Here is a 20,203-nt window from a genome sequence, read left to right on the forward strand (position 1 = left end):
GGTTAGTTGTTAGCAGTATTTGAGAATCTTCGTTTTCCATTAACAGCAGAGGTATACCATGTCAGGCCAACAGGCTTCATCCAGTTGCAAATTGGATTCATTTTTCAAGATAACAGCGCGCGGCTCTTCAGTTCGCCGTGAAATCATTGCAGGATTAACCACATTCTTAGCGATGGTTTATTCTGTCATCGTTGTACCTGGCATGTTAGGGCAAGCAGGGTTCCCTCCAACTGCGGTCTTTATTGCAACCTGCTTAGTGGCTGGTTTTGGTTCTTTATTGATGGGGTTATGGGCCAATCTACCAATGGCGATTGGCTGTGCTATTTCACTGACTGCATTTACCGCATTTAGTTTGGTATTAGGGCAGCAAATTAGTATTCCTGTGGCATTAGGTGCCGTATTTTTAATGGGGTGTTTGTTCACCATCATTTCTGTTACAGGTATTCGTAGTTGGATATTACGCAATATGCCAATGGGTATTGCACATGGTACAGGTATTGGTATCGGTTTATTTTTACTGTTAATCGCTGCTAATGGAGTGGGTTTAGTGATCAAAAACCCAAATGCAGGCCTGCCTGTTGCTCTTGGTGAATTTACGTCTTTCCCTGTTTTGATGTCACTCATTGGTTTAGCGGTTATTTTTGGTTTAGAAAAACGTCGTGTTCCGGGTGGTGTACTCCTCGTTATTATTGCAATTTCAATTATTGGTTTAATTTTTGATCCCGCAGTGAAATATCAAGGTTTCTTCAAGTTGCCTTCATTGGGTGATGACGGGCTTTCATTGGTTTTCAATATGGATATCATGGGCGCATTACAGCCAATGGTATTGCCAAGCTTACTTGCATTAGTCATGACGGCGGTTTTTGATGCGACAGGCACTATTCGTGCGGTGGCGGGGCAAGCGAATTTATTGGATAAAGACGGTCAAATTATTGATGGTGGTAAAGCGTTAACTGCAGACTCTGTAAGCAGTATCTTTGCGGGTGCGATTGGTGCATCTCCTGCGGCGGTATATATTGAATCTGCAGCAGGTACCGCCGCTGGTGGTCGCACAGGTTTAACCGCCGTGGTTGTCGGCGTACTGTTCTTACTTATTCTCTTTTTATCGCCGCTATCTTATTTGGTGCCTGCCTATGCAACAGCTCCAGCATTGATGTATGTTGGGCTTTTAATGTTAAGTAATGTCTCTAAGCTTGATTTCGATGATTTTGTGGATTCAATGTCTGGCTTATTGTGTGCCGTATTCATTGTTCTGACTTGTAATATCGTCACGGGGATCATGTTAGGCTTTGCTGCTTTGGTTATCGGCCGCATTTGCGCAGGCGAATGGCGCAAATTGAATATTGGTACTGTGATTATTGCTGTACTTTTAGTGGTGTTTTACGCTTCAGGTCTGGCAATCTAAAGTGGATTATTTCAAAAAGGTGGCTAATGTTGCCACCTTTTTAACTTATTGTATTAATTAATCATAAAGTCTCAATTTTTTCCCCGAAAATGGATGGCTAGGGATAAAATAGAGAGAAGGCGGTTAATCAAGTGGATGTGCATGATTTCCACTGGTTACTGGCTTAGTCTTAATTATCATGGTCTGGACGGTGCTATCTCTTACTATGCGGCGGCAGGCAAAATTTTAGGTTCTAGTCGCTAGGTTAATTCAGTAAGGGCAACATGGAAATTTTCTTTACTATTCTTATTTTGATTTTAGCTGTCTCTGTTTCAGGGGTAGCCGCTAAAATTCTTCCTATTCGTATTCCTCTTCCTCTCATTCAAATTGCTATCGGTGCGCTGTTGGCTTGGCCTCAATTCGGCCTGCATGTCACCTTTGACCCAGAACTTTTTATGGTTCTGTTAATCCCACCTTTGTTGTTTGTTGATGGGTGGAAAACCCCAACACGCGAGTTCTTTCAAAATGGTCGAGAAATTTTTATTTTAGTGTTGGTTCTCGTGCTGGTTACAGTGATTGGGATTGGTTATTTAATTTACTGGTTGATGCCAGGTATTCCATTGATTGCTGCGTTTGCTCTAGCGGCTGTGCTATCTCCAACTGATGCCGTTGCGTTATCTTCAATTGTTGGAAAAGGGCGTATCCCTAAACGGATGATGAGTGTGCTAGAAGGGGAGGCATTGATGAATGATGCCTCTGGTCTGGTTGCATTAAAATTTGCGGTAGCAATTGCCATGGGAACCATGGTGTTTAGTGCTTCTGGTGTTACCATTGAATTTTTCAAAGTTGCGGTTGGCGGGCTACTCGCAGGTATTATCGTGACTTGGCTGTACAGCAAATCGTTACGTTTAATGAGCCGTTGGAGTGGTGATGACCCAGCAACCCAAATTGTATTTATGCTATTGCTGCCATTTGCATCATACATGATTGCGGAACATATTGGGTTTTCAGGTATTTTAGCCGCCGTAGCGGCGGGTATGACCATCACAAAATCGGGGGTTATCCGTAACGCTCCATTAGCGATGAGGCTACGTGCTGATAGCGTTTGGTCGATGCTTGAATTTGTCTTTAACGGGTTGGTTTTCATCATGTTAGGGCTTCAATTGCCCGGTATTTGGGAAACGTCTGTTATCCAAGCAGATCTTGACCCAAGCGTAGAAACGTGGATGCTATTTGCCGCGGTGGCAATTATCTATTTTGCTTTACTGTTATTGCGTTTTTGTTGGCTATGGCTGATGAAAAGGTTTAGCCGTTTATTCTTAAAGAAAAGACCACTGCAATTTGCGAACTATACCGTACGTGAGCTTTGGCTAGCCTCTTTTGCAGGGGTACGCGGGGCGATTACCTTAGCGGGTGTGCTCTCTATTCCGTTATTTTTAACGGATGGCTCGCCATTCCCTGCTCGTTACCAGCTCGTGTTTATTGCCGCGGGAGTTATCTTATTTTCCATTTTTGCAGGTGTGGTCGCTTTACCGCTTCTGCTGCGTAATTTTAAAGTAGGAGATAAAGAAGCGGATGCCAATGAAATTCGCATGGCAAAAGCCGCGATGGCGGAAGTGGCGATTGTCAGCTTAAATAAAATGCAGGAACGTTTATCTGCTGACGTTGATGAAAAACTCGATTCAGAAGATATCAGTGAAGTCGCTTCCCGCGTGACGGGTTATTTAAGGCGACGTACCGCAGGACAAGATGAAATTGACCATAATTTGCTGGTTGAAGACCTTGAACGGCGTTTCCGTTTAACGGCATTACGCGCAGAACGTGGTGAGCTTTATCACTTGCGCGCAACCAAGAAAATCAGTAATGAAACGCTACAAACGTTACTGGTTGACCTGGATTTATTAGAAGCCGTCTTGATCGAAAAAGAGCATTAAAACCAAAAAGCGAGTATTCTAGCCAACATTCTTAAGTTTGGGGCGAAATACAGCATTATGTGGTTACTTGTTATCACGACGCTGCTTTGGGCAGCGTCGTTTAGTCTTATCGGCGAATACCTTGCGGGTCAAGTAGATAGTTGGTTTTCAGTGTTAGTGCGGGTTGCACTGGCTTCGCTGGTTTTTTTACCTTTCCTACGTTGGCGCCAATTTAGCGCTAAAGTGATTGCGCTCTATATGCTAGTGGGCGCTTGCCAACTAGGTATCATGTACCTGTTTGTCTTCCATGCTTATCAATACCTTACTGTTGCTGAATTTTTGCTTTTTACGGTATTAACGCCGCTATATGTCACGTTAATTTATGACTTATTAGAACGGCAAAAGCTGCGTAAAGGCTATTTGTTTAGCTCACTATTAGCGGTAATCGGCGCTGCAATTATTCGTTATGACCACTTGAGTGAATCTTTTTGGTTAGGTTTACTTTTTGTGCAGTTAGCAAATATCTTTTTTGCGATTGGGCAGGTGGGGTATAAACGTCTGATGGAGGTGCATCCAATCCCTCAACATCAGGCTTTCTCATGGTTTTACCTTGGTGCAACGCTAATTGCATTACTTGGATGGCTGCTATTTGGTAATAAATCGATGATGCCGACAACGACTCTCCAGTGGGGCGTCTTACTGTGGTTGGGTATTGCAGCTTCAGGCATTGGCTACTTTATGTGGAATTATGGCGCAACCAAAGTGGATGCCGGAACCCTTGCTATTATGAATAACATGATGGTCCCAGCGGGGTTATTAGTGAATTTTGCTATCTGGCAACAACATCCGGATTGGCTGAGTTTTACCATAGGATCGAGCCTGATAGTTGCTTCTCTTTGGGTGCATAAGCGTTGGATCCTTTCGCGGCCTTCACATAAGACAAGTTCTCCACGGCGTGGTCCGTCGTCGTCTCAGTAAACGCTTCAATAGCTGGCTGGCGCTGTTCTCCTTCACGGCAAGCTGCATACAGCCGGCTCCATAAACCGCTACCCAAGGTTTTGGTTTTTACTAGCCCTTGTTTTTCAAATGAATCAACCGCCCAGTGAGGTAGTGCGGCAATGCCCATTTTGGCTGCAACCATTTGGATTAAAATTAATGTGTTATCGACATTTTTCACATTAGGTGACACGCCCGCAGGTTGCAGAAAATGGCGCCAAACATCGAAGCGATCCCGTTGTACAGGGTAGATAAGCAGTGTTTCATCTGCCAAATCATGGGGCTCAATATGCGGCCTTTTGGCTAACGGGTGGTCATTCGCTACAATCAATTTCACTTCATAATCAAACATTGGCGTATAGTGGATGCCTTGATCTGGCAAAATGTCAGAGGTCATCACAATATCCAATTCCCTTGACAGTAATTCAGGTTGAGGGTCGAACGTCACCCCTGACTTAAAATCTACGCTGACTTGTGGCCAAGTTTGTCTGAATTGTTGTAATGCAGGGGTTAACCACTGAATGCAGCTATGGCATTCAATCGCGATGCGTAATGCACAAACCCCAGGCTCATTACATACTCGAATAGCATCTTTCACCAATGGCAGAACCTGTTGCGCCAATTGTAATAAGACTTCCCCTTGTGGCGTAAAGCGCAATGGCTGGCTTTTACGAACAAATAACCGGAAACCTAGCCGATGCTCTAAATCACTAAACTGATGTGATAAAGCAGATTGTGTCTGGTGCAAGTGAGTTGCTGTTGCCGCTAATGAACCGTATTGGCTGAGCGCTTGCAATGTTTTTAAATGTTTTAGTTCGATCATGAGAAACCTTCACGGTGACAATGAAAAATTTGCGCTTGTGCTTTATACAGTACCTGTTGATTATGGATGTGTAAACATCTAGACGGCTAAATATTTTAAGGGGTCAATATGTCTGTTATAAATCATACACTTGGTTTTCCACGTGTCGGTCTAAAAAGAGAGCTAAAACGTGCACAAGAAGATTATTGGGCAGGCAAGATTGACCAAGCCGCTCTATTAGAAACTGGTTATCAACTACGTGCACGCCATTGGCAGCAACAAAAAGAGGCGGGTGTTGAGCTATTACCCGTTGGTGATTTCGCTTGGTATGACCAAGTGCTGACAACCAGTTTGTTATTAGGCAATGTGCCGCCACGCCATCAAAATGATGATGGTTCGATTGATTTAGATACCTTATTTCGAGTAGCCCGCGGTCGCGCACCAACGGGCAAACCCGCTCCAGCAGGTGAGATGACGAAGTGGTTCAATACTAACTACCACTACATCGTGCCTGAATTTCAAAAAGGGCAACAATTTTCCCTGTCTTGGACACAACTGTTTGACGAAGTCGATGAGGCATTAGCATTAGGCCATAATGTGAAACCGGTTATCATTGGCCCTATAACCTACCTTTGGTTAGGTAAAGTGAAAGGGGAACTATTTGACCGCTTATCATTATTGAATGAATTATTACCTGTTTATCAGGAGATCTTGTCGCGCTTAGCAGAAAAAGGTCTTGAGTGGGTGCAAATTGATGAGCCTGCATTAGTGTTAGATTTACCAGATCAATGGCAGCAAGCTTATCAGCAGGCTTACCAAGCGCTATCAGGCCAAATAAAAATACTGCTAACCACCTATTTCGATGGTATTAGTCACCATGTAGACTTGATTAAGCAACTCCCTGTGCAAGGTTTACATGTTGATGTGGTTGCAGGTGCTGATAATATTGAAAAACTACATCAAATACTGCCAGCAGACTGGGTATTATCACTAGGAATCATTAATGGTCGTAACGTATGGAAGGCTGACTTAGGGGAAAAATTCTTACAGGTGAAGCCGCTCTTAGGTCAGCGTGATATATGGGTAGGAACGTCATGTTCATTACTGCACAGCCCAATTGACTTAAATGATGAGACACGTTTAGATGCTGAAGTGAAAAGCTGGTTTGCTTTCGCTATCCAAAAATGCGAAGAACTTGCTCTGTTAACAAAAGCGTTAAATCAGCCAACAGACAGCCATATTGCTGAATTAGATACATACAGCGCACCTATTCGAGCGCGTAGAACATCAGCTCGTGTGAATAATGCATCAGTGGCTCAGCGTTTGGCCGCAATCAGTGTAGGGGATACCGAGCGTTATAGCCCGTATCCACAGCGAGCAGCGCGCCAACGTCAACGCTTTAACTTACCATTATGGCCAACAACCACGATTGGCTCATTTCCTCAAACAAGTGAAATCAGAACATTACGTTTAGACTTCAAAAAAGGGAATGTGGATAAAACCTACTATCGCACCAATATTAGTGAACATATTAAGCAAGCCATTAAAGAACAAGAAATTTTAGATATCGATGTCCTTGTGCATGGTGAAGCTGAACGTAATGACATGGTGGAATACTTTGGTGAGCACTTTGATGGCTATGTATTTACCCAAAATGGTTGGGTGCAAAGTTACGGTTCACGTTGTGTAAAACCACCGGTGATTATTGGTGATATTAGTCGCCCAGAGGCCATTACCGTGGAGTGGGCGAAATATGCTCAGTCCTTAACGGAGAAACCCGTCAAAGGGATGTTAACTGGTCCTGTCACTATTCTATGTTGGTCATTCCCACGTGAAGATGTTAGCCGCGAAACGATAGCGAAACAAATTGCGCTAGCGTTACGTGATGAAGTGGACGACTTACAAAAAGCGGGTATCGGTATTATTCAAATCGATGAGCCTGCACTGCGTGAAGGGTTACCATTGCGTCGAGACGAGTGGGCAGCTTACCTCAAATGGGCGGTTGATGCTTTCAAGCTCAGTGCTGCGATTGCGGATGACGACACGCAAATTCACACCCATATGTGCTATTGCGAATTCAATGACATCATGGATTCCATTGCGGCATTGGATGCCGACGTGATTACGATTGAAACATCACGTTCAGATATGGATTTGTTAGATGCATTCGAAGATTTTGATTATCCAAATGAAATTGGACCCGGTGTTTATGATATTCACTCACCAAATGTACCGAATGTGGAATGGATTGTTGCGCTATTAAGAAAGGCGGCGAAGCGTGTTCCGGTTGAGCGCTTATGGGTTAACCCAGATTGCGGCTTGAAAACTCGTGGCTGGCCAGAAACTCGCCAAGCATTAGCTAACATGGTTGAAGCAGCGAAACAGCTCAGAAATGAGCAGTAAAATGGTGATTAGTTAGTGTGTCAAAAAGGCAGGTTTTCCCTGCCTTTTTAGAAAATATTAACCAAATAATTTAGATTTCAGTAAGTTCATACCGATAGAAGCCAAATCTAGGTTTTCTGGGACTTCGCCATTTGGTGTGGCGCTATCAACCAACTGAGGAAGATATTTAGCAATCATTTCTGAGGTTGCTTGAGGCTCTAAGCCAACCTGTTGAGCTAATTCTTGGATATTTGCATTTCCAAAAACTTGCATTAATTGGCTGGCATCGATAGGTAAATTATTTCCTTCACTGATCCACGATGCAATAACACCGCCTAAGCCTTGCTCGTTAAATTTTTCGATAACACCTTGAAGGCCACCTTGCTCCTCAACCCAGTTTATTACTGATTGAAATTGTTGCATTTTATCGCCTGCAACCATACCCATCATTTGCTCAAATAACCCCATGTTATCTCCTAGGCAATCCGCCAATTTATGCTCTCATCCATAGTATGGAGCATTATTCAAAAAATTGTAGTCGGCTATTTTCAGCAATTTGAGTTTTAGGTCAATAGAAATGATGCATTGAATATAGCCCAGTAGAGAAACAAAGATTTTTCATTTGTGAATTAAACGTGAATAAACATAACGAGCGTCACATTTTCTATCACATTATTCTGTGAAAGCACTCTCAAGGTGGTTTTGTATTTATTTTGTTTAAATTCAATATATTATGATTTAATTGTTTGTTTTTTATATTATCTCGAATGTGATATTAGTCATGTGTTTGTGAATTTTATTGTGTGAAAATTCACATCAGTCACGAAGATTAACAACATCAGGGGTTATTATGGGAAATTTCGTTAATAAAATTGGCGTGATTGGCCTAGGTTCTATGGGGATGGGGATCGCACAATCTCTTATAAAAAATAACATTCCTACCTATGGATTTGATTTAAACCAAGATGCATGCAAAACCCTACTTAACGCAGGCGCAATTGCAGTGGGGCCAAATGCAGCGGAATTTGCCCATGAAATTGATGCTTTGTTGCTGGTGGTGGTCAATGGCCGTCAAGTTGAAGCCATTTTATTTTCGGGTGAACAGCCTTTAGTTGAACAACTACGCCCCGGTACGGTTATTGTGTTGCACAGTACCTTGGCTGCGGAACAAACTAAAAATATCGCTCAGCGTCTTGCTGTATATCAATTACCGCTTGTTGATGCGCCTATTTCAGGTGGCTCAATTAAAGCGGCTGAAGGGAAATTGACTGTAATGGCTTCAGGTGAACCGGCTCTATTTGAGCAGCTTTCACCCGTATTTAACGCTATTGCTGAGCGCTTATATCGCGTAGGGGATGAAGTTGGCTTAGGTTCAACCGTCAAAACGATTCACCAGTTATTAGCTGGGGTGCATATAGCTGTTGCCGCAGAAAGTATGGCTTTAGCCGCCAAGGCGGGTATTGACCTTGACGTGATGTACGACATTGTTACCCATGCAGCTGGAAATTCATGGATGTTTGAAAACCGTATGCAACATGTCTTAGACGGTGATTATACCCCAAAATCATCAGTTGACATTTTTGTCAAAGACTTAGGGCTAGTGATGGAAACAGGGAAAGCATTAAATTTCCCGCTACCACTTGCTTCAACAGCCCATCAAATGTTTATTTCAGCGAGCAATGAAGGCTTTGGTCAGCAGGATGACAGCGCGGTGATCAAAACATTTAAAGGTATTACTTTACCGGAGAAAAAAGCATGACAGTGAAGTTAGGCGTAATAGCGGATGATTTTACCGGTGCGACAGATATTGCAGGCTTTATGGTGCAAAACGGTTGGAAGGTTGTTCAGCTATTGAATGAACCTGATGAAAATACACCAGTACCAGAAGATGTTGATGCGATAGTGATCAGTTTGAAAAGCCGCTCTTGTCCTGTCGATGAAGCTGTTAGTGCATCGACCAATGCGTGCAAGTGGCTGAAGCAGAAAGCAAATTGTCAGCAAATTTTCTTTAAATATTGCTCAACGTTTGATTCAACCGAAAAAGGCAATATTGGCCCCGTTACAGATGCATTAATGGCCCAACTGGGAACAGATTTAGCATTAGTTTGCCCAGCGTTACCTGTGAACGGCAGAACGGTTATTCACGGTCATTTATTTGTGAATGGCCAGCTACTTAATGAAAGTGGCATGCAGCATCACCCTGTAACCCCAATGACCGACGCAAATTTATTGCGTGTGATGGAAAAACAATCAAAAGGTAAAGCAGGTTTAGTCAAACTTGAAGATATTCAAAAAGGCAGTGACGTTGTTAGCCAAAAGCTTGCCGAGTTAGCTCAACGAGGTGTGAGTTACGCGGTCGTTGATAGCTTAACGATGGATGATTTGCTTCCTATCGCACAAGCGGTTAAAGCCATGCCACTGTTAACTGGGGGCTCCGGCCTCGGCGCTGCATTAGCGAATGTGGATAGCCAATGCCCATGGGGCGGCACAACACAACGTGGCGAAAAACCAACAGGTAAAAACAGAAAAACGGTTGTTTTATCGGGGAGTTGCTCGGTAATGACCAACAAACAAGTGCAAGCTTATCAGCAAGTTGCTCCTGCAAAAATGTTGGATGTGGGTGAATGTTTAAATAACTCAGAGTATGCCAAAACATTAGCTGATTGGGTGCAAGCACAGCAACTAACCGGTTTAGCGCCAATGCTTTATGCCACTCAATCCCCTGAATTATTGAAACAGACACAAGAAAAATATGGCGCAGCGGAATCAAGTTTCGCGGTCGAGAAGGTATTTGGTGAAGTTGTCGCACTGTTGCAAGCGAAAGGGTATGACACCTTTATTATTGCGGGTGGCGAAACCTCAGGAAAAGTGGTTCAAAGCCTTGGAACAGAACAATTAAGTATTGGTTCACCAATTGCCCCTGGTGTGCCATGGGTACAGGATTTAGCAAGCGGTAACTGGTTGGCGCTGAAATCAGGTAATTTCGGCCAAGAAAATTTCTTCCAGTTTGCACAGGAGATGTTTAATGAGTGATGAAAAGGCGCTGCGCCAAGAGTTAGTCGATTGGGCTAAATCAATGTTTAACCGCGGATACAGTAGTGGTGGTGCAGGAAATATTAGTGCTCGGTTACCTGATGGTTCGATTATTGTGACACCGACAAACTCCAGTTTTGGTGATTTAGACCCTAACAAACTGAGTAAACTCGATGCACAAGGCAATTGGATTGGGGGTGATAAGCCGACAAAAGAAGTTTCTATGCATATGGCGATGTATTTGCAACGCCCTGATTGCCAAGCAGTTGTTCACCTTCACTCACCTTGGTTAACGGCGTTGTCTTGCTTACCGGGGTTAGATACAACAAATTGTTTACCTCCCATCACACCTTATTATGTGATGCGAGTGGGGAAATTACCATTGATTGAATACTTGCCACCGGGGGATGACCGAATTGGTGAGGAAATTGCAAAATTAGCACCGACACATAATGCGGTATTGCTATCAAATCATGGTCCGGTCGTGGGTGGCAAAACGTTAAGACAAGCTTTCTTCAATGCAGAAGAGTTAGAAGATACCGCTCGCTTATATATCACATTACGCCCACATGGCTTTACAACATTAACGCAAGAGCAAGTTGAACAGCTCGAAAGTCGTTATCCACAAAAGTAGCGAGGCGAAAATGGCTAAATTTGCTGCAAATTTAAGCATGATGTTTACCGAAGTGCCTTTTATACAGCGCTTTGAACGTGCTGCAAATGCGGGGTTCAAAGGTGTCGAATACCTCTTCCCTTATGAAGAAGATGCCGATGTCATTGCGGGGGAGCTGAGTAAACACCATCTAACACAAGCTCTGTTTAATATGCCAGCGGGAAATTGGGCACAAGGGGAGCGTGGTATGGCTTCGATCCCAGGTCGTGAGAAAGAATTTGCCGAAGGCGTACAAACGGCCTTGAAATACGCAAAAGCCTTAGGCTGTAAACAAGTTCATGCGATGGCGGGGAAAGTGAATGAAAACTATACACTTGAACAGCAAACTGCATGCTATATCAAAAATATTCAATATGCGGCGGATGTGATGGCTGAGCACGGTATTCGTGTGCTTATCGAACCCATCAATACCCGCGATATGCCTGGATACTTTTTGACGACACAAAAACAAGCTGAAGCATTACTACCTGAAATTGCTCGTGAAAATGTATTTATCCAGTTGGATTTATATCACTGCCAAATTATGGAAGGTGATTTATTGAAAACAATTGAACGTTTATGGGGTAAATTTAGTCACATTCAGATAGCGTCAGTTCCTTATCGTCATGAACCGGATAGCGGTGAAGTCAATTACCCATGGATTTTTAAGCAGTTGGATGAAATGGGGTATGAAGGCTGGTTAGGATGTGAATACCATCCTGCAGGCCGCACCGAAGATGGATTAGGCTGGCTTAAACAAGCAAATTCATAATTAGGAGAACCTATGCTCCCTTCTGAGCGTCGTGATTTTATTTACCGTTACGTGCATGAACATCAAACCGTATCGATCAGTGACTTGGTTGAGCTAATGAATGTCTCTCATATGACAGTGCGACGTGATATTCGGATGTTAGAAGAAGAAGGGAAGGTACTCAGTATTAGTGGTGGCGTTAAGTTAAATGATGTGCTGCGCCAAGAGTTACCTTGGAGTGAAAAAGCGCGGTTACATCATCGCCATAAGCGTGAAATTGGCCAGTTTGCCAGCTCACTAGTTGAAGATGGGCAAGTGGTGTATCTCGATGCGGGAACAACTACCTTTGAGATAGCACGCGTACTCGGCGAGCGTTTCAACTTAACGATTGTCACTAATGATTTTTCGATTATGCAGTACTTAATGAATAAGTCGCAGCTAAACCTATACCACACCGGGGGATTGGTGGATAAACGTAACCATTCTAGTGTAGGAAATACGGCTGCGATGATGCTGAAAACCCTCAATGTTGATATTGCTTTTATCAGCACCAGTTCATGGGATTTGCAGCACGGGGTTTCTACCCCGCATGAGGAAAAGGTTCAGATAAAACAAACGCTATTGGATGTTGCTCGCCGTTGTGTGCTGGTTTCAGACAGTAGTAAGTTCGGCAAATATGGCATGTTTCGTGTTTGCCCATTGAATCAATTGCACGACATCATTTGTGATGACCAATTACCAACTGATGTGGTGCAGCGGATAACAGAACAAAACATAAAACTTCATTTAATCAAGACATAAAACATAAATAATCTTACCTAAAACTGCATAGCCAGTTAAAAGGCTATAGCAAGGAGAATTACAATGAAAGTTATTATTACTGGTGGCGCAGGCTTTCTGGGCCAGCAGCTAGCCGCTGCTTTGCTTAAAAATAGCCAGGGTTTAAAATTTGACCACCTTGTTTTAGCCGATATTCAATGCCCTACATCACCGGTTGAAGATGCCAGAGTCAGTTGCGTCGCGTTAGATTTAACGCAAGCAGGGGCGGCTGATAAACTGATTGATGCACAAACCGATGTGGTTTTCCACCTTGCAGCTATCGTAAGTAGCCATGCTGAAAGTGATTTTGACTTGGGTATGAAGGTTAACTTTGAAGCCACTCGTCAATTATTGGAAGTCGCTCGTGCCAAGAACCCTGCAATCAAATTTATGTTCACCAGCTCCCTCGCTGTGTTTGGTGGTGAGCTACCTGATGTCATCACAGACTTGTGTGTCGTTAACCCACAATCGTCCTATGGTGCTCAAAAAGCCATGTGTGAATTGATGGTCAATGACTATTCACGTAAAGGCTTTGTTGATGGCCGTGTGATGCGTTTACCAACCATTAGTATTCGTCCGGGTGTGCCAAATAAAGCGGCCTCTTCATTCGCAAGTGGCATTATTCGCGAGCCATTAAATGGGGTTGAAAGTGTTTGTCCTGTCTCCCCTGACCTAGCGCTGTGGTTATCTAGCCCTGAAACTGTGATTAACAACTTTATTCATGCGGTCAGTATCCCTGCTGAAAAATTTGGTAAATCACGCACTGTGAACCTGCCAGGTATCACCGTTACCGTCCAAGGTATGATCGATGCTCTGCGTGATGTTGCAGGCCAAGAAGCTGTGGATCTTATTCGCTTTGAGCCTGATGAAGCCATTAACCGTATTGTGGCGAGCTGGCCGGGCAAATTTGATATCAGCCGTGCATTGGATCTCGGTTTTCGTGCAGATGGCTCGTTTGGTGATGCGATCCGTTCGTTTATCACCCACCACGGTTCGTCTAAGTAGGAGATAGCCTATGTCCTATATTCCTATTATTGGCCTCGCAGTGGCCATATTTGTCCTGATCTTCTTAGTATTACGAACGCGTGTTCATGCGTTATTAGCAATGCTAATTGCCGCAGCAATCGCAGGTATATCCGGTGGTTTGACCGCAGCAGAGACAGTGACAGTCATTACAAAAGGCTTTGGGTCAACACTCGGTAGCATCGGTATTGTTATCGGACTCGGGGTAATGATGGGAAGGGTGCTGGAAGTTTCAGGTGCTGCTGAACAGATCGCTTATAGCTTTATCAAATGGTTAGGAAAAAAGCGTGAAGAATGGGCGTTGGCAATTACCGGTTATATTGTCAGTATTCCTATCTTCGTTGATTCCGCTTTTGTGATTTTATACCCATTGGCAAAAGCATTAGCCAAAAATGGTAAACGTAGCATACTGACTTTAGGCGTTGCACTCGCTGGTGGGTTAGTGGTGACACACCACACCGTTCCACCAACACCTGGGCCTTTAGGCGTGGCAGGGATCTTTGGTGTCGATGTTGGCGCAATGATCCTGGCAGGAATGAGCCTCGCTATTCCTTGTGTTATCGGTATTGTTCTTTACGCAAAATGGTTAGGGACTAAATACCCTGAATTTATGCCAGATGAAACGGGTAGTGAAGACCTGAAAGAAGTTCACGCTCGTTATATGGAAGAAAAAGCGAATAAACCATTACCAAGCCTGTTCTTATCGCTTTTACCGATTATTACGCCTATTTTGTTAATTTTCATAAATGCAATTAATGGATTAATTCTTAAAACAGAATCTTTCCAAGGTATGGAAAGCAATTGGTATTTCCAAACATTTGAATTTTTAGGCGCACCCATTATTGCATTATCAATTAGTGTGTTGATCTCTGTTTACACATTAATGCCAAAAGCAACGAAAGAAGAAGTCATCGACCGTATGGAAGAAGGCTTACAAGCAGCCGGTATTATTCTGCTTGTTACGGGGGCTGGTGGTGCATTAGGCGCGGTACTGCGCGATAGTGGCACAGGAAACATTCTTGCTGAGCATGTAGCAAATCTGCCAATTACACCTGTATTGATTCCGTTTATCATCGCGACGTTGGTTCGTTTGATTCAAGGTTCGGGTACAGTAGCAATGATTACCGCAGCATCTATTTCTGCACCAATCATTAGCCAAATACCTGATATTAACTTATTGGTCGCAGCGCAAGCGGCAACCATGGGGTCTCTGTTCTTCGGTTACTTTAACGACAGCCTGTATTGGGTTGTGAACAGAATGATGGGAATTAAGGACGTTAAACAGCAAATCATTGTTTGGTCTATTCCGACCACCATTGCGTGGGCAATAGGTCTAGTTGGTGTCCTCGTTCTTGATGTAATTCTCTAATATAGCGTTACTACTTTTAGTTCTGCCAAATAATCAAAGCGCCCAGCAATCAGGGGCGCTTTTGTCGTTATGTCAAACTTTCATCTATACTGATGACAATGGATTTTAAAGAGAAATAAAACCAATGAATAAATGTGATGTAAATCACTTAATGATGAAATCAAGCTTTTATTGTTTTCATTAAAAGTGACATTCATCACTAAAAAATTATGGCTTTATCGCTATATTATAAATAACGATTAATCAGTATTGACTGATTTAATGATGCCATTGTGTAAAGGAGTTTGAAATGTCTGACGTTTTCCACTTAGGTTTAAAGAAAAGTGACTTACAGGGTGCGACCGTAGCGATTGTTCCTGGGGATCCTAACCGTGTTGAAAAAATTGCACGTCTGATGGATAACCCTGTACACCTTGCGTCATTGCGTGAATACACCTCTTGGCGTGGTGAGGTTGACGGAAAAGCCGTTATTGTTTGTTCAACCGGTATCGGTGGCCCATCAACGTCTATTGCAGTCGAAGAACTTGCGCAGCTTGGTATTCGCACTTTCTTACGTATTGGTACAACAGGTGCAATCCAAGAAGATATCAATGTCGGTGATGTTTTAGTGACAACTGGAGCAGTTCGCTTAGACGGTGCTAGCCAACACTTCGCGCCATTAGAATACCCAGCAGTTGCCGATTTTGATTGTACCAATGCGCTTTATGCCGCAGCGAAAGATGCAGGTGCAACCGTTCATGTTGGTGTAACTGCATCATCTGATACCTTCTACCCAGGTCAAGAGCGTTATGATACCTATACTGGCCGTGTGATGCGTCATTTCAGAGGTTCGATGAAAGAGTGGCAAGACATGGGCGTGATGAACTACGAAATGGAATCAGCCACATTGCTGACTATGTGTTCTAGTAGTAAAGGGTTACGTGCTGGTATGGTTGCGGGTGTTATCGTAAATCGTACCCAACAAGAAATTCCAAATGAAGCGTTACTGAAGAAAACTGAAGGTAACGTATTAAGTATTGTGGTTGAAGCTGCACGCCGCTTACTGTAGTCCGTGATTTACTGGCCCGTTTACTTGACTTTCACTCGGTTGTGGACAAAAAGTAAGCGGGCTTAGTCCTTTTACATACCTCTTATTTCTCTTTATTTCCTTTATAAATGTTACAATTGTTAATCAATTTACAGGAAATATTCTGATCCTCTTATTCGCTAGATCTGTTATTGTCATAAAAACAATTATCAATATTATGTGCCCTTAAATTGTTCAGGTTACATTTGTTTTATTGCTAACTGGAATGAAAGCTGTAGGGCGAAAAGGAATTATTATGTCAACAACACCTTATCTTCATCCTTCTGTTTTGCCTTTAAAAGGCGGTATTAACTTCCGCGATCTTGGTGGTAAAAAACTCGCTAATGGTGGGAAGATCAAGCCTGGAGTCCTGTTTCGTTCCGGTGCGTTAGACCGATTAACTCAAGAGGACGAAGCTGTTCTACGTTCACAAAATCTTTTCCAAATCATTGATTATCGTGATGAAGCTGAAATCTTAGATAAGCCTGATGTCATTTGGCAAGGCGCGCATTATGTGCATGCACCAGCAAATCCGTTAGCAAAAGAGGTCACAGCAAATTTAGATAAACTTACGCCAGAAATATTGGAACAATTTGACCCGCAAGCTTTTATGTTCCGTTTATATGAATTATTACCACTGAACAATCCTGCTTATCACCAATTGGTCAATTTACTCAAACAGCCAGAAAAAGGTGGTATCGTACAACACTGTGCGGTAGGAAAAGACCGTACAGGCGTCGGGTCCGCATTAGTATTATTTGCTTTAGGTGCAGATTTAGACACTGTAATGGAAGATTACTTACTGACTAATGAAACACTTGCACCATACCGCAAGCATTTACTCGAAGAGCATGCAAAAACGATGGACGAAAGCATTGTGAAAAAATTTGAGTATGTCTATTCGGTACGTGAAGACTTTTTAAGAACGGCTCTAAACAGTATTGAAAGCCATTATGGCAATGTTGACCAATGGCTAGAAAAAGATTTTGGCTTAGGAAGGCAACAACGAGAAGCACTGCAGAGTCAGTTTTTGGACTAAGTTTCACTAACTGTAAGATGAGTTGTGGATAATCCATTTTTCCGTATCCACAACTTAGTTTTTCTAAAAGTGTTTCTGCTTTGTTTAATCTTGATTTACCACTTTTTCGCTACAGTATTCTGATTATTCCCTAATGAAAGGAACTGACCGTGACACTCAATGAAATTGTCACCATAGTGACGGACTTTACACGCGAACATGAAGTATGGGCGCTTCCTATTATTTTCTTTTTGGCGTTTGGGGAATCTTTGGCATTTTTGTCACTCCTGTTACCAGCAACGGTTATTTTACTCGCGCTTGGCGCTTTAATTGGTGAAAGTAATATTACTTTCTGGCCAATATGGTTAGCAGCAGCTCTCGGTGCTTTCTTTGGGGACTGGCTCTCTTATTGGATTGGTTATCATTACAAAGAAAATGTACGCCATATGTGGCCGATTTCTCGTAACCCACAAATGATTGATAAAGGGCAGCGTTTCTTTGACCGATGGGGTATTTGGGGAATTTTCTTTGGGCGCTTCTTCGGGCCGTTACGAGCTATTGTTCCCTTGGTTGCAGGGATTTGCGCCATGCCACAACGGCATTTCCAACTTGCGAATATTGCTTCTGCGATGATTTGGGCATTTGGTATTTTAGCGCCGGGAGCGCTCGGCCTGAAATGGTTCGCAAGTTGGATAGGCTAAGCTTGCGAAGTGCTTCGCAAAATTTTCTTCGATGGCTAAATTACCTCTGGACACTTATACAGTATCCCATTACCTTACACTAGACTTTGTAAAGTAAGGATTTAACCGTGGATACCTCTCTTTTATATGCTGTTATTGGTGCGTTGAGTGGCGTTTTAGTTGGTGGTTTAGCCGCTTGGTTCTCTATTGCCCAAAAAATTGCGCAAAAAGATCAGGAACTACAACAACTCAACCGCCAACTTGCTGCAAGTGACGAAAAAAACATCCACCTTGCGCAATGGAAAGAAGAGTATGACAGGCTAGATCAAGAATTGCGCACTCAAAGGGATATTAACCGAGAACAAGAAGCGGAGCTTCGCGAAGTTATCACTCGTTTTGAACAGAACCAGCTAGCCAACGAAGAAAAACAGCGAATTTTACAAAATAGCGAACAACGGCTGACAGCACAATTCGAAAACTTAGCAAATCGTATTTTTGAACAAAATGAGCGTCGTGCATCAGAGCAACAACAAAAAAGCCTATTGGCGATGCTGTCACCTTTTCGTGAGCAATTAGAAGGTTTTCGTCAGCAAGTTCAGCAAAGTTTTGGTGAAGAAGCGAAAGAACGCCACACTTTAGCCTATGAAATTCGGCAATTACAGCAGCTCAATAATCAAATGACCAAAGAAGCGGTTAACCTGACACGAGCCTTGAAAGGGGATAACAAAATTCAAGGAAACTGGGGGGAAACTATTCTTACCAGGATCCTCGAAGTCTCAGGTTTACGTGAAGGAAGTGAGTTTGAAACCCAAGTTAGCATCAATACAAGTTATAATAGCCGCTATCAACCGGATGTGATTATCCATCTTCCTGAAGGGAAAGATGTGGTTGTTGATGCCAAAATGTCGTTGGTTTCCTATGAACAGTACTTCAATAGCGAAGATCCACATGAACAGCAACAGGCGTTAAAAAACCATGTGGCATCTATCCGCAATCACATGCGTATGCTAAGCCGCAAGGATTACCATCAGTTACCGGGAATTCGTTCATTAGATTACGTTTTAATGTTTATCCCTATTGAACCTGCGTATTTACTGGCTTTGAAAGAAGCACCTGAGTTACTTGATGAAGGAATTAAACAGAATATTATGTTAGTTTGTCCTTCGACATTGTTAGTGGCGGTGAGGACAATTAATAATATTTGGCGGTATGAACGCCAAGGGCAAAATGCCCAGGAGATAGCAAATAGAGCAGCGAAAATGTATGACAAGCTGCGCTTGTTTGTGGATGATATGCAGGTTTTAGGCACCAGTCTTGATAAAGCAAATAATACTTACCTATCGGCAATGAAACGCCTTGCCGAAGGGCGTGGAAATTTAATTAGCCAGGCGGAAAGTTTTAAAGAGCTTGGGGTCGAAATTAAACAACCTATCCAGCCCCAATTGGTTGAGCGATCAGATACGTCTAATTGTGCGGAATCTTAGACTTCTGATAGGGTTTTGGCCCAAAGACTGTTACACTTCCTACAAAAGTTTGAATGATAAGCAGGCATAAGAGAAATGACTGAACCAACTAAAGAAACCATTGATTTCGGTTTCCGTACTGTCGGCAAAGAAGATAAAGCTGGCCTAGTAGCGAATGTTTTTCACTCAGTAGCATCAAAATATGACTTAATGAATGATTTGATGTCATTCGGTATCCATCGTATTTGGAAGCGTTTTACCATTGAAGCGAGTGGGGTACGTCGTAATCAACGAGTACTTGACCTTGCAGGTGGAACGGGTGACTTAACCGCTAAATTTTCACGTTTAGTCGGTGAAAAAGGTGAGGTCATACTCGCAGATATTAATGATTCAATGCTAAAAATGGGGCGTGAGAAATTACGTGACCTAGGCATTGTTGGTAATGTTAATTATGTACAAGCCAATGCAGAAGAACTGCCATTCCCTGATAACTATTTTGATTGCATTACTATCTCTTTTGGTTTGCGTAATGTCACCGATAAAGACAAAGCGCTACGCTCTATGTTCCGAGTGTTAAAGCCGGGTGGGCGCTTATTGGTGTTAGAGTTCTCTAAGCCAATTATTGAGCCACTGAATAAAGCTTATGATGCCTATTCATTCCATATACTCCCTCGTATTGGTCAGGCGATCGTTAATGATCCCGATAGCTATCGCTATTTAGCTGAGTCAATCCGTATGCATCCAAACCAAGAAACACTAAAAGGTATGATGGAAAATGCAGGGTTTGAACAGGTGACGTACACTAATATGACAGGTGGAATTGTCGCATTGCATAAAGGGTTTAAATTCTAA

Annotated in this window: 18 protein-coding genes; 16 read left to right on the forward strand and 2 right to left on the reverse strand. The window is 42.9% G+C overall.

Annotated features, from left to right (window positions below):
- Nucleotides 1-58: 58 nt before the first annotated feature.
- The 3 genes from M1F17_RS02590 to M1F17_RS02600 all read left to right on the forward strand — a co-directional run bounded on the left by M1F17_RS02590 (nt 59) and on the right by M1F17_RS02600 (nt 4,275).
- On the forward strand, nt 59-1,405 hold the full coding sequence (locus M1F17_RS02590; protein ID WP_004260863.1) for an NCS2 family permease: 1,347 nt from the start codon (nt 59-61) through the stop codon (nt 1,403-1,405).
- A gap of 263 nt (nt 1,406-1,668) precedes the next feature.
- The gene (locus tag M1F17_RS02595) at nt 1,669-3,318 is read left to right on the forward strand and encodes a Na+/H+ antiporter (protein ID WP_004260862.1); all 1,650 of its coding nucleotides are present in this window, start codon (nt 1,669-1,671) and stop codon (nt 3,316-3,318) included.
- Between the two features lie 57 nt (nt 3,319-3,375).
- A complete protein-coding gene (locus tag M1F17_RS02600; RefSeq protein WP_004260860.1) occupies nt 3,376-4,275 on the forward strand; it encodes a carboxylate/amino acid/amine transporter in 900 nt (299 codons plus the stop codon).
- On the opposite strand, the gene metR is transcribed toward M1F17_RS02600, so the two are convergent.
- On the reverse strand, nt 4,160-5,116 hold the full coding sequence (gene metR, locus M1F17_RS02605) for an HTH-type transcriptional regulator MetR (RefSeq protein WP_004260859.1): 957 nt from the start codon (nt 5,114-5,116) through the stop codon (nt 4,160-4,162). The genes M1F17_RS02600 and metR overlap by 116 nt on opposite strands.
- 108 nt (nt 5,117-5,224) lie before the next feature.
- Between metR and metE the strand changes: the two genes are divergently transcribed.
- A complete protein-coding gene (gene metE / locus M1F17_RS02610) occupies nt 5,225-7,498 on the forward strand; it encodes a 5-methyltetrahydropteroyltriglutamate--homocysteine S-methyltransferase (protein ID WP_180312348.1) in 2,274 nt (757 codons plus the stop codon).
- Between the two features lie 57 nt (nt 7,499-7,555).
- Here the strand turns inward: metE and M1F17_RS02615 are convergent, their stop codons facing one another.
- On the reverse strand, nt 7,556-7,945 hold the full coding sequence (locus tag M1F17_RS02615; RefSeq protein ID WP_004260854.1) for a YidB family protein: 390 nt from the start codon (nt 7,943-7,945) through the stop codon (nt 7,556-7,558).
- 382 nt (nt 7,946-8,327) lie between these two features.
- Between M1F17_RS02615 and ltnD the strand changes: the two genes are divergently transcribed.
- The 12 genes from ltnD (at nt 8,328) to ubiE (ending at nt 20,203) form a co-directional block, all read left to right on the forward strand.
- Entirely contained in the window at nt 8,328-9,236 is a 909-nt protein-coding gene (ltnD, locus tag M1F17_RS02620) for an L-threonate dehydrogenase (protein WP_144139511.1), read from the forward strand.
- Nucleotides 9,233-10,510: a 3-oxo-tetronate kinase gene (gene otnK / locus M1F17_RS02625; protein ID WP_096865129.1), complete on the forward strand. Its 1,278-nt coding sequence runs from the start codon at nt 9,233-9,235 to the stop codon at nt 10,508-10,510. Before ltnD ends, otnK begins: the two co-directional genes overlap by 4 nt.
- Nucleotides 10,503-11,144, forward strand: a complete 642-nt coding sequence (locus tag M1F17_RS02630; RefSeq protein WP_110592465.1) for an aldolase — start codon at nt 10,503-10,505, stop codon at nt 11,142-11,144. Before otnK ends, M1F17_RS02630 begins: the two co-directional genes overlap by 8 nt.
- Nucleotides 11,145-11,154: 10 nt before the next feature.
- Nucleotides 11,155-11,934, forward strand: coding sequence for a 2-oxo-tetronate isomerase (otnI, locus tag M1F17_RS02635; protein ID WP_004260839.1), 780 nt, complete (start codon nt 11,155-11,157; stop codon nt 11,932-11,934).
- A gap of 12 nt (nt 11,935-11,946) precedes the next feature.
- Nucleotides 11,947-12,714 (forward strand): DeoR/GlpR family DNA-binding transcription regulator, encoded by a 768-nt coding sequence (locus M1F17_RS02640; RefSeq protein WP_004260836.1) that lies wholly within the window; start codon nt 11,947-11,949, stop codon nt 12,712-12,714.
- A 63-nt stretch (nt 12,715-12,777) separates the two neighbouring features.
- Nucleotides 12,778-13,737, forward strand: a complete 960-nt coding sequence (gene denD, locus M1F17_RS02645) for a D-erythronate dehydrogenase (RefSeq protein ID WP_004260834.1) — start codon at nt 12,778-12,780, stop codon at nt 13,735-13,737.
- A gap of 10 nt (nt 13,738-13,747) precedes the next feature.
- Nucleotides 13,748-15,124: a GntP family permease gene (locus M1F17_RS02650; protein ID WP_094961394.1), complete on the forward strand. Its 1,377-nt coding sequence runs from the start codon at nt 13,748-13,750 to the stop codon at nt 15,122-15,124.
- Between the two features lie 289 nt (nt 15,125-15,413).
- On the forward strand, nt 15,414-16,172 hold the full coding sequence (udp, locus tag M1F17_RS02655; protein WP_004260826.1) for a uridine phosphorylase: 759 nt from the start codon (nt 15,414-15,416) through the stop codon (nt 16,170-16,172).
- Nucleotides 16,173-16,446: 274 nt separating this feature from the next.
- Entirely contained in the window at nt 16,447-17,229 is a 783-nt protein-coding gene (locus M1F17_RS02660; protein ID WP_096865127.1) for a tyrosine-protein phosphatase, read from the forward strand.
- A 149-nt stretch (nt 17,230-17,378) separates the two neighbouring features.
- Nucleotides 17,379-17,909: a DedA family protein gene (locus M1F17_RS02665; protein ID WP_004260821.1), complete on the forward strand. Its 531-nt coding sequence runs from the start codon at nt 17,379-17,381 to the stop codon at nt 17,907-17,909.
- A gap of 107 nt (nt 17,910-18,016) precedes the next feature.
- Complete coding sequence (gene rmuC, locus M1F17_RS02670; protein ID WP_096865126.1) at nt 18,017-19,372, forward strand: DNA recombination protein RmuC; 1,356 nt, start codon at nt 18,017-18,019, stop codon at nt 19,370-19,372.
- A gap of 75 nt (nt 19,373-19,447) precedes the next feature.
- Nucleotides 19,448-20,203, forward strand: a complete 756-nt coding sequence (gene ubiE, locus M1F17_RS02675) for a bifunctional demethylmenaquinone methyltransferase/2-methoxy-6-polyprenyl-1,4-benzoquinol methylase UbiE (RefSeq protein WP_004260818.1) — start codon at nt 19,448-19,450, stop codon at nt 20,201-20,203.

Source organism: Providencia sp. PROV073 (assembly GCF_033688125.1).
In the GTDB taxonomy this organism is placed as follows: Bacteria; Pseudomonadota; Gammaproteobacteria; order Enterobacterales; family Enterobacteriaceae; genus Providencia; species Providencia hangzhouensis.

Excerpts from the sequence above, each read along its gene's own strand:
- M1F17_RS02590 (WP_004260863.1), top strand. The coding sequence starts at position 59 with ATGTCAGGCCAACAGGCTTCATCCAGTTGCAAATTGGATTCATTTTTC.
- M1F17_RS02595 (WP_004260862.1), top strand. The coding sequence starts at position 1,669 with ATGGAAATTTTCTTTACTATTCTTATTTTGATTTTAGCTGTCTCTGTT.
- M1F17_RS02600 (WP_004260860.1), top strand. The coding sequence starts at position 3,376 with ATGTGGTTACTTGTTATCACGACGCTGCTTTGGGCAGCGTCGTTTAGT.
- metR (WP_004260859.1), bottom strand. The coding sequence starts at position 5,116 with ATGATCGAACTAAAACATTTAAAAACATTGCAAGCGCTCAGCCAATAC.
- metE (WP_180312348.1), top strand. The coding sequence starts at position 5,225 with ATGTCTGTTATAAATCATACACTTGGTTTTCCACGTGTCGGTCTAAAA.
- M1F17_RS02615 (WP_004260854.1), bottom strand. The coding sequence starts at position 7,945 with ATGGGGTTATTTGAGCAAATGATGGGTATGGTTGCAGGCGATAAAATG.
- ltnD (WP_144139511.1), top strand. The coding sequence starts at position 8,328 with ATGGGAAATTTCGTTAATAAAATTGGCGTGATTGGCCTAGGTTCTATG.
- otnK (WP_096865129.1), top strand. The coding sequence starts at position 9,233 with ATGACAGTGAAGTTAGGCGTAATAGCGGATGATTTTACCGGTGCGACA.
- M1F17_RS02630 (WP_110592465.1), top strand. The coding sequence starts at position 10,503 with ATGAGTGATGAAAAGGCGCTGCGCCAAGAGTTAGTCGATTGGGCTAAA.
- otnI (WP_004260839.1), top strand. The coding sequence starts at position 11,155 with ATGGCTAAATTTGCTGCAAATTTAAGCATGATGTTTACCGAAGTGCCT.
- M1F17_RS02640 (WP_004260836.1), top strand. The coding sequence starts at position 11,947 with ATGCTCCCTTCTGAGCGTCGTGATTTTATTTACCGTTACGTGCATGAA.
- denD (WP_004260834.1), top strand. The coding sequence starts at position 12,778 with ATGAAAGTTATTATTACTGGTGGCGCAGGCTTTCTGGGCCAGCAGCTA.
- M1F17_RS02650 (WP_094961394.1), top strand. The coding sequence starts at position 13,748 with ATGTCCTATATTCCTATTATTGGCCTCGCAGTGGCCATATTTGTCCTG.
- udp (WP_004260826.1), top strand. The coding sequence starts at position 15,414 with ATGTCTGACGTTTTCCACTTAGGTTTAAAGAAAAGTGACTTACAGGGT.
- M1F17_RS02660 (WP_096865127.1), top strand. The coding sequence starts at position 16,447 with ATGTCAACAACACCTTATCTTCATCCTTCTGTTTTGCCTTTAAAAGGC.
- ubiE (WP_004260818.1), top strand. The coding sequence starts at position 19,448 with ATGACTGAACCAACTAAAGAAACCATTGATTTCGGTTTCCGTACTGTC.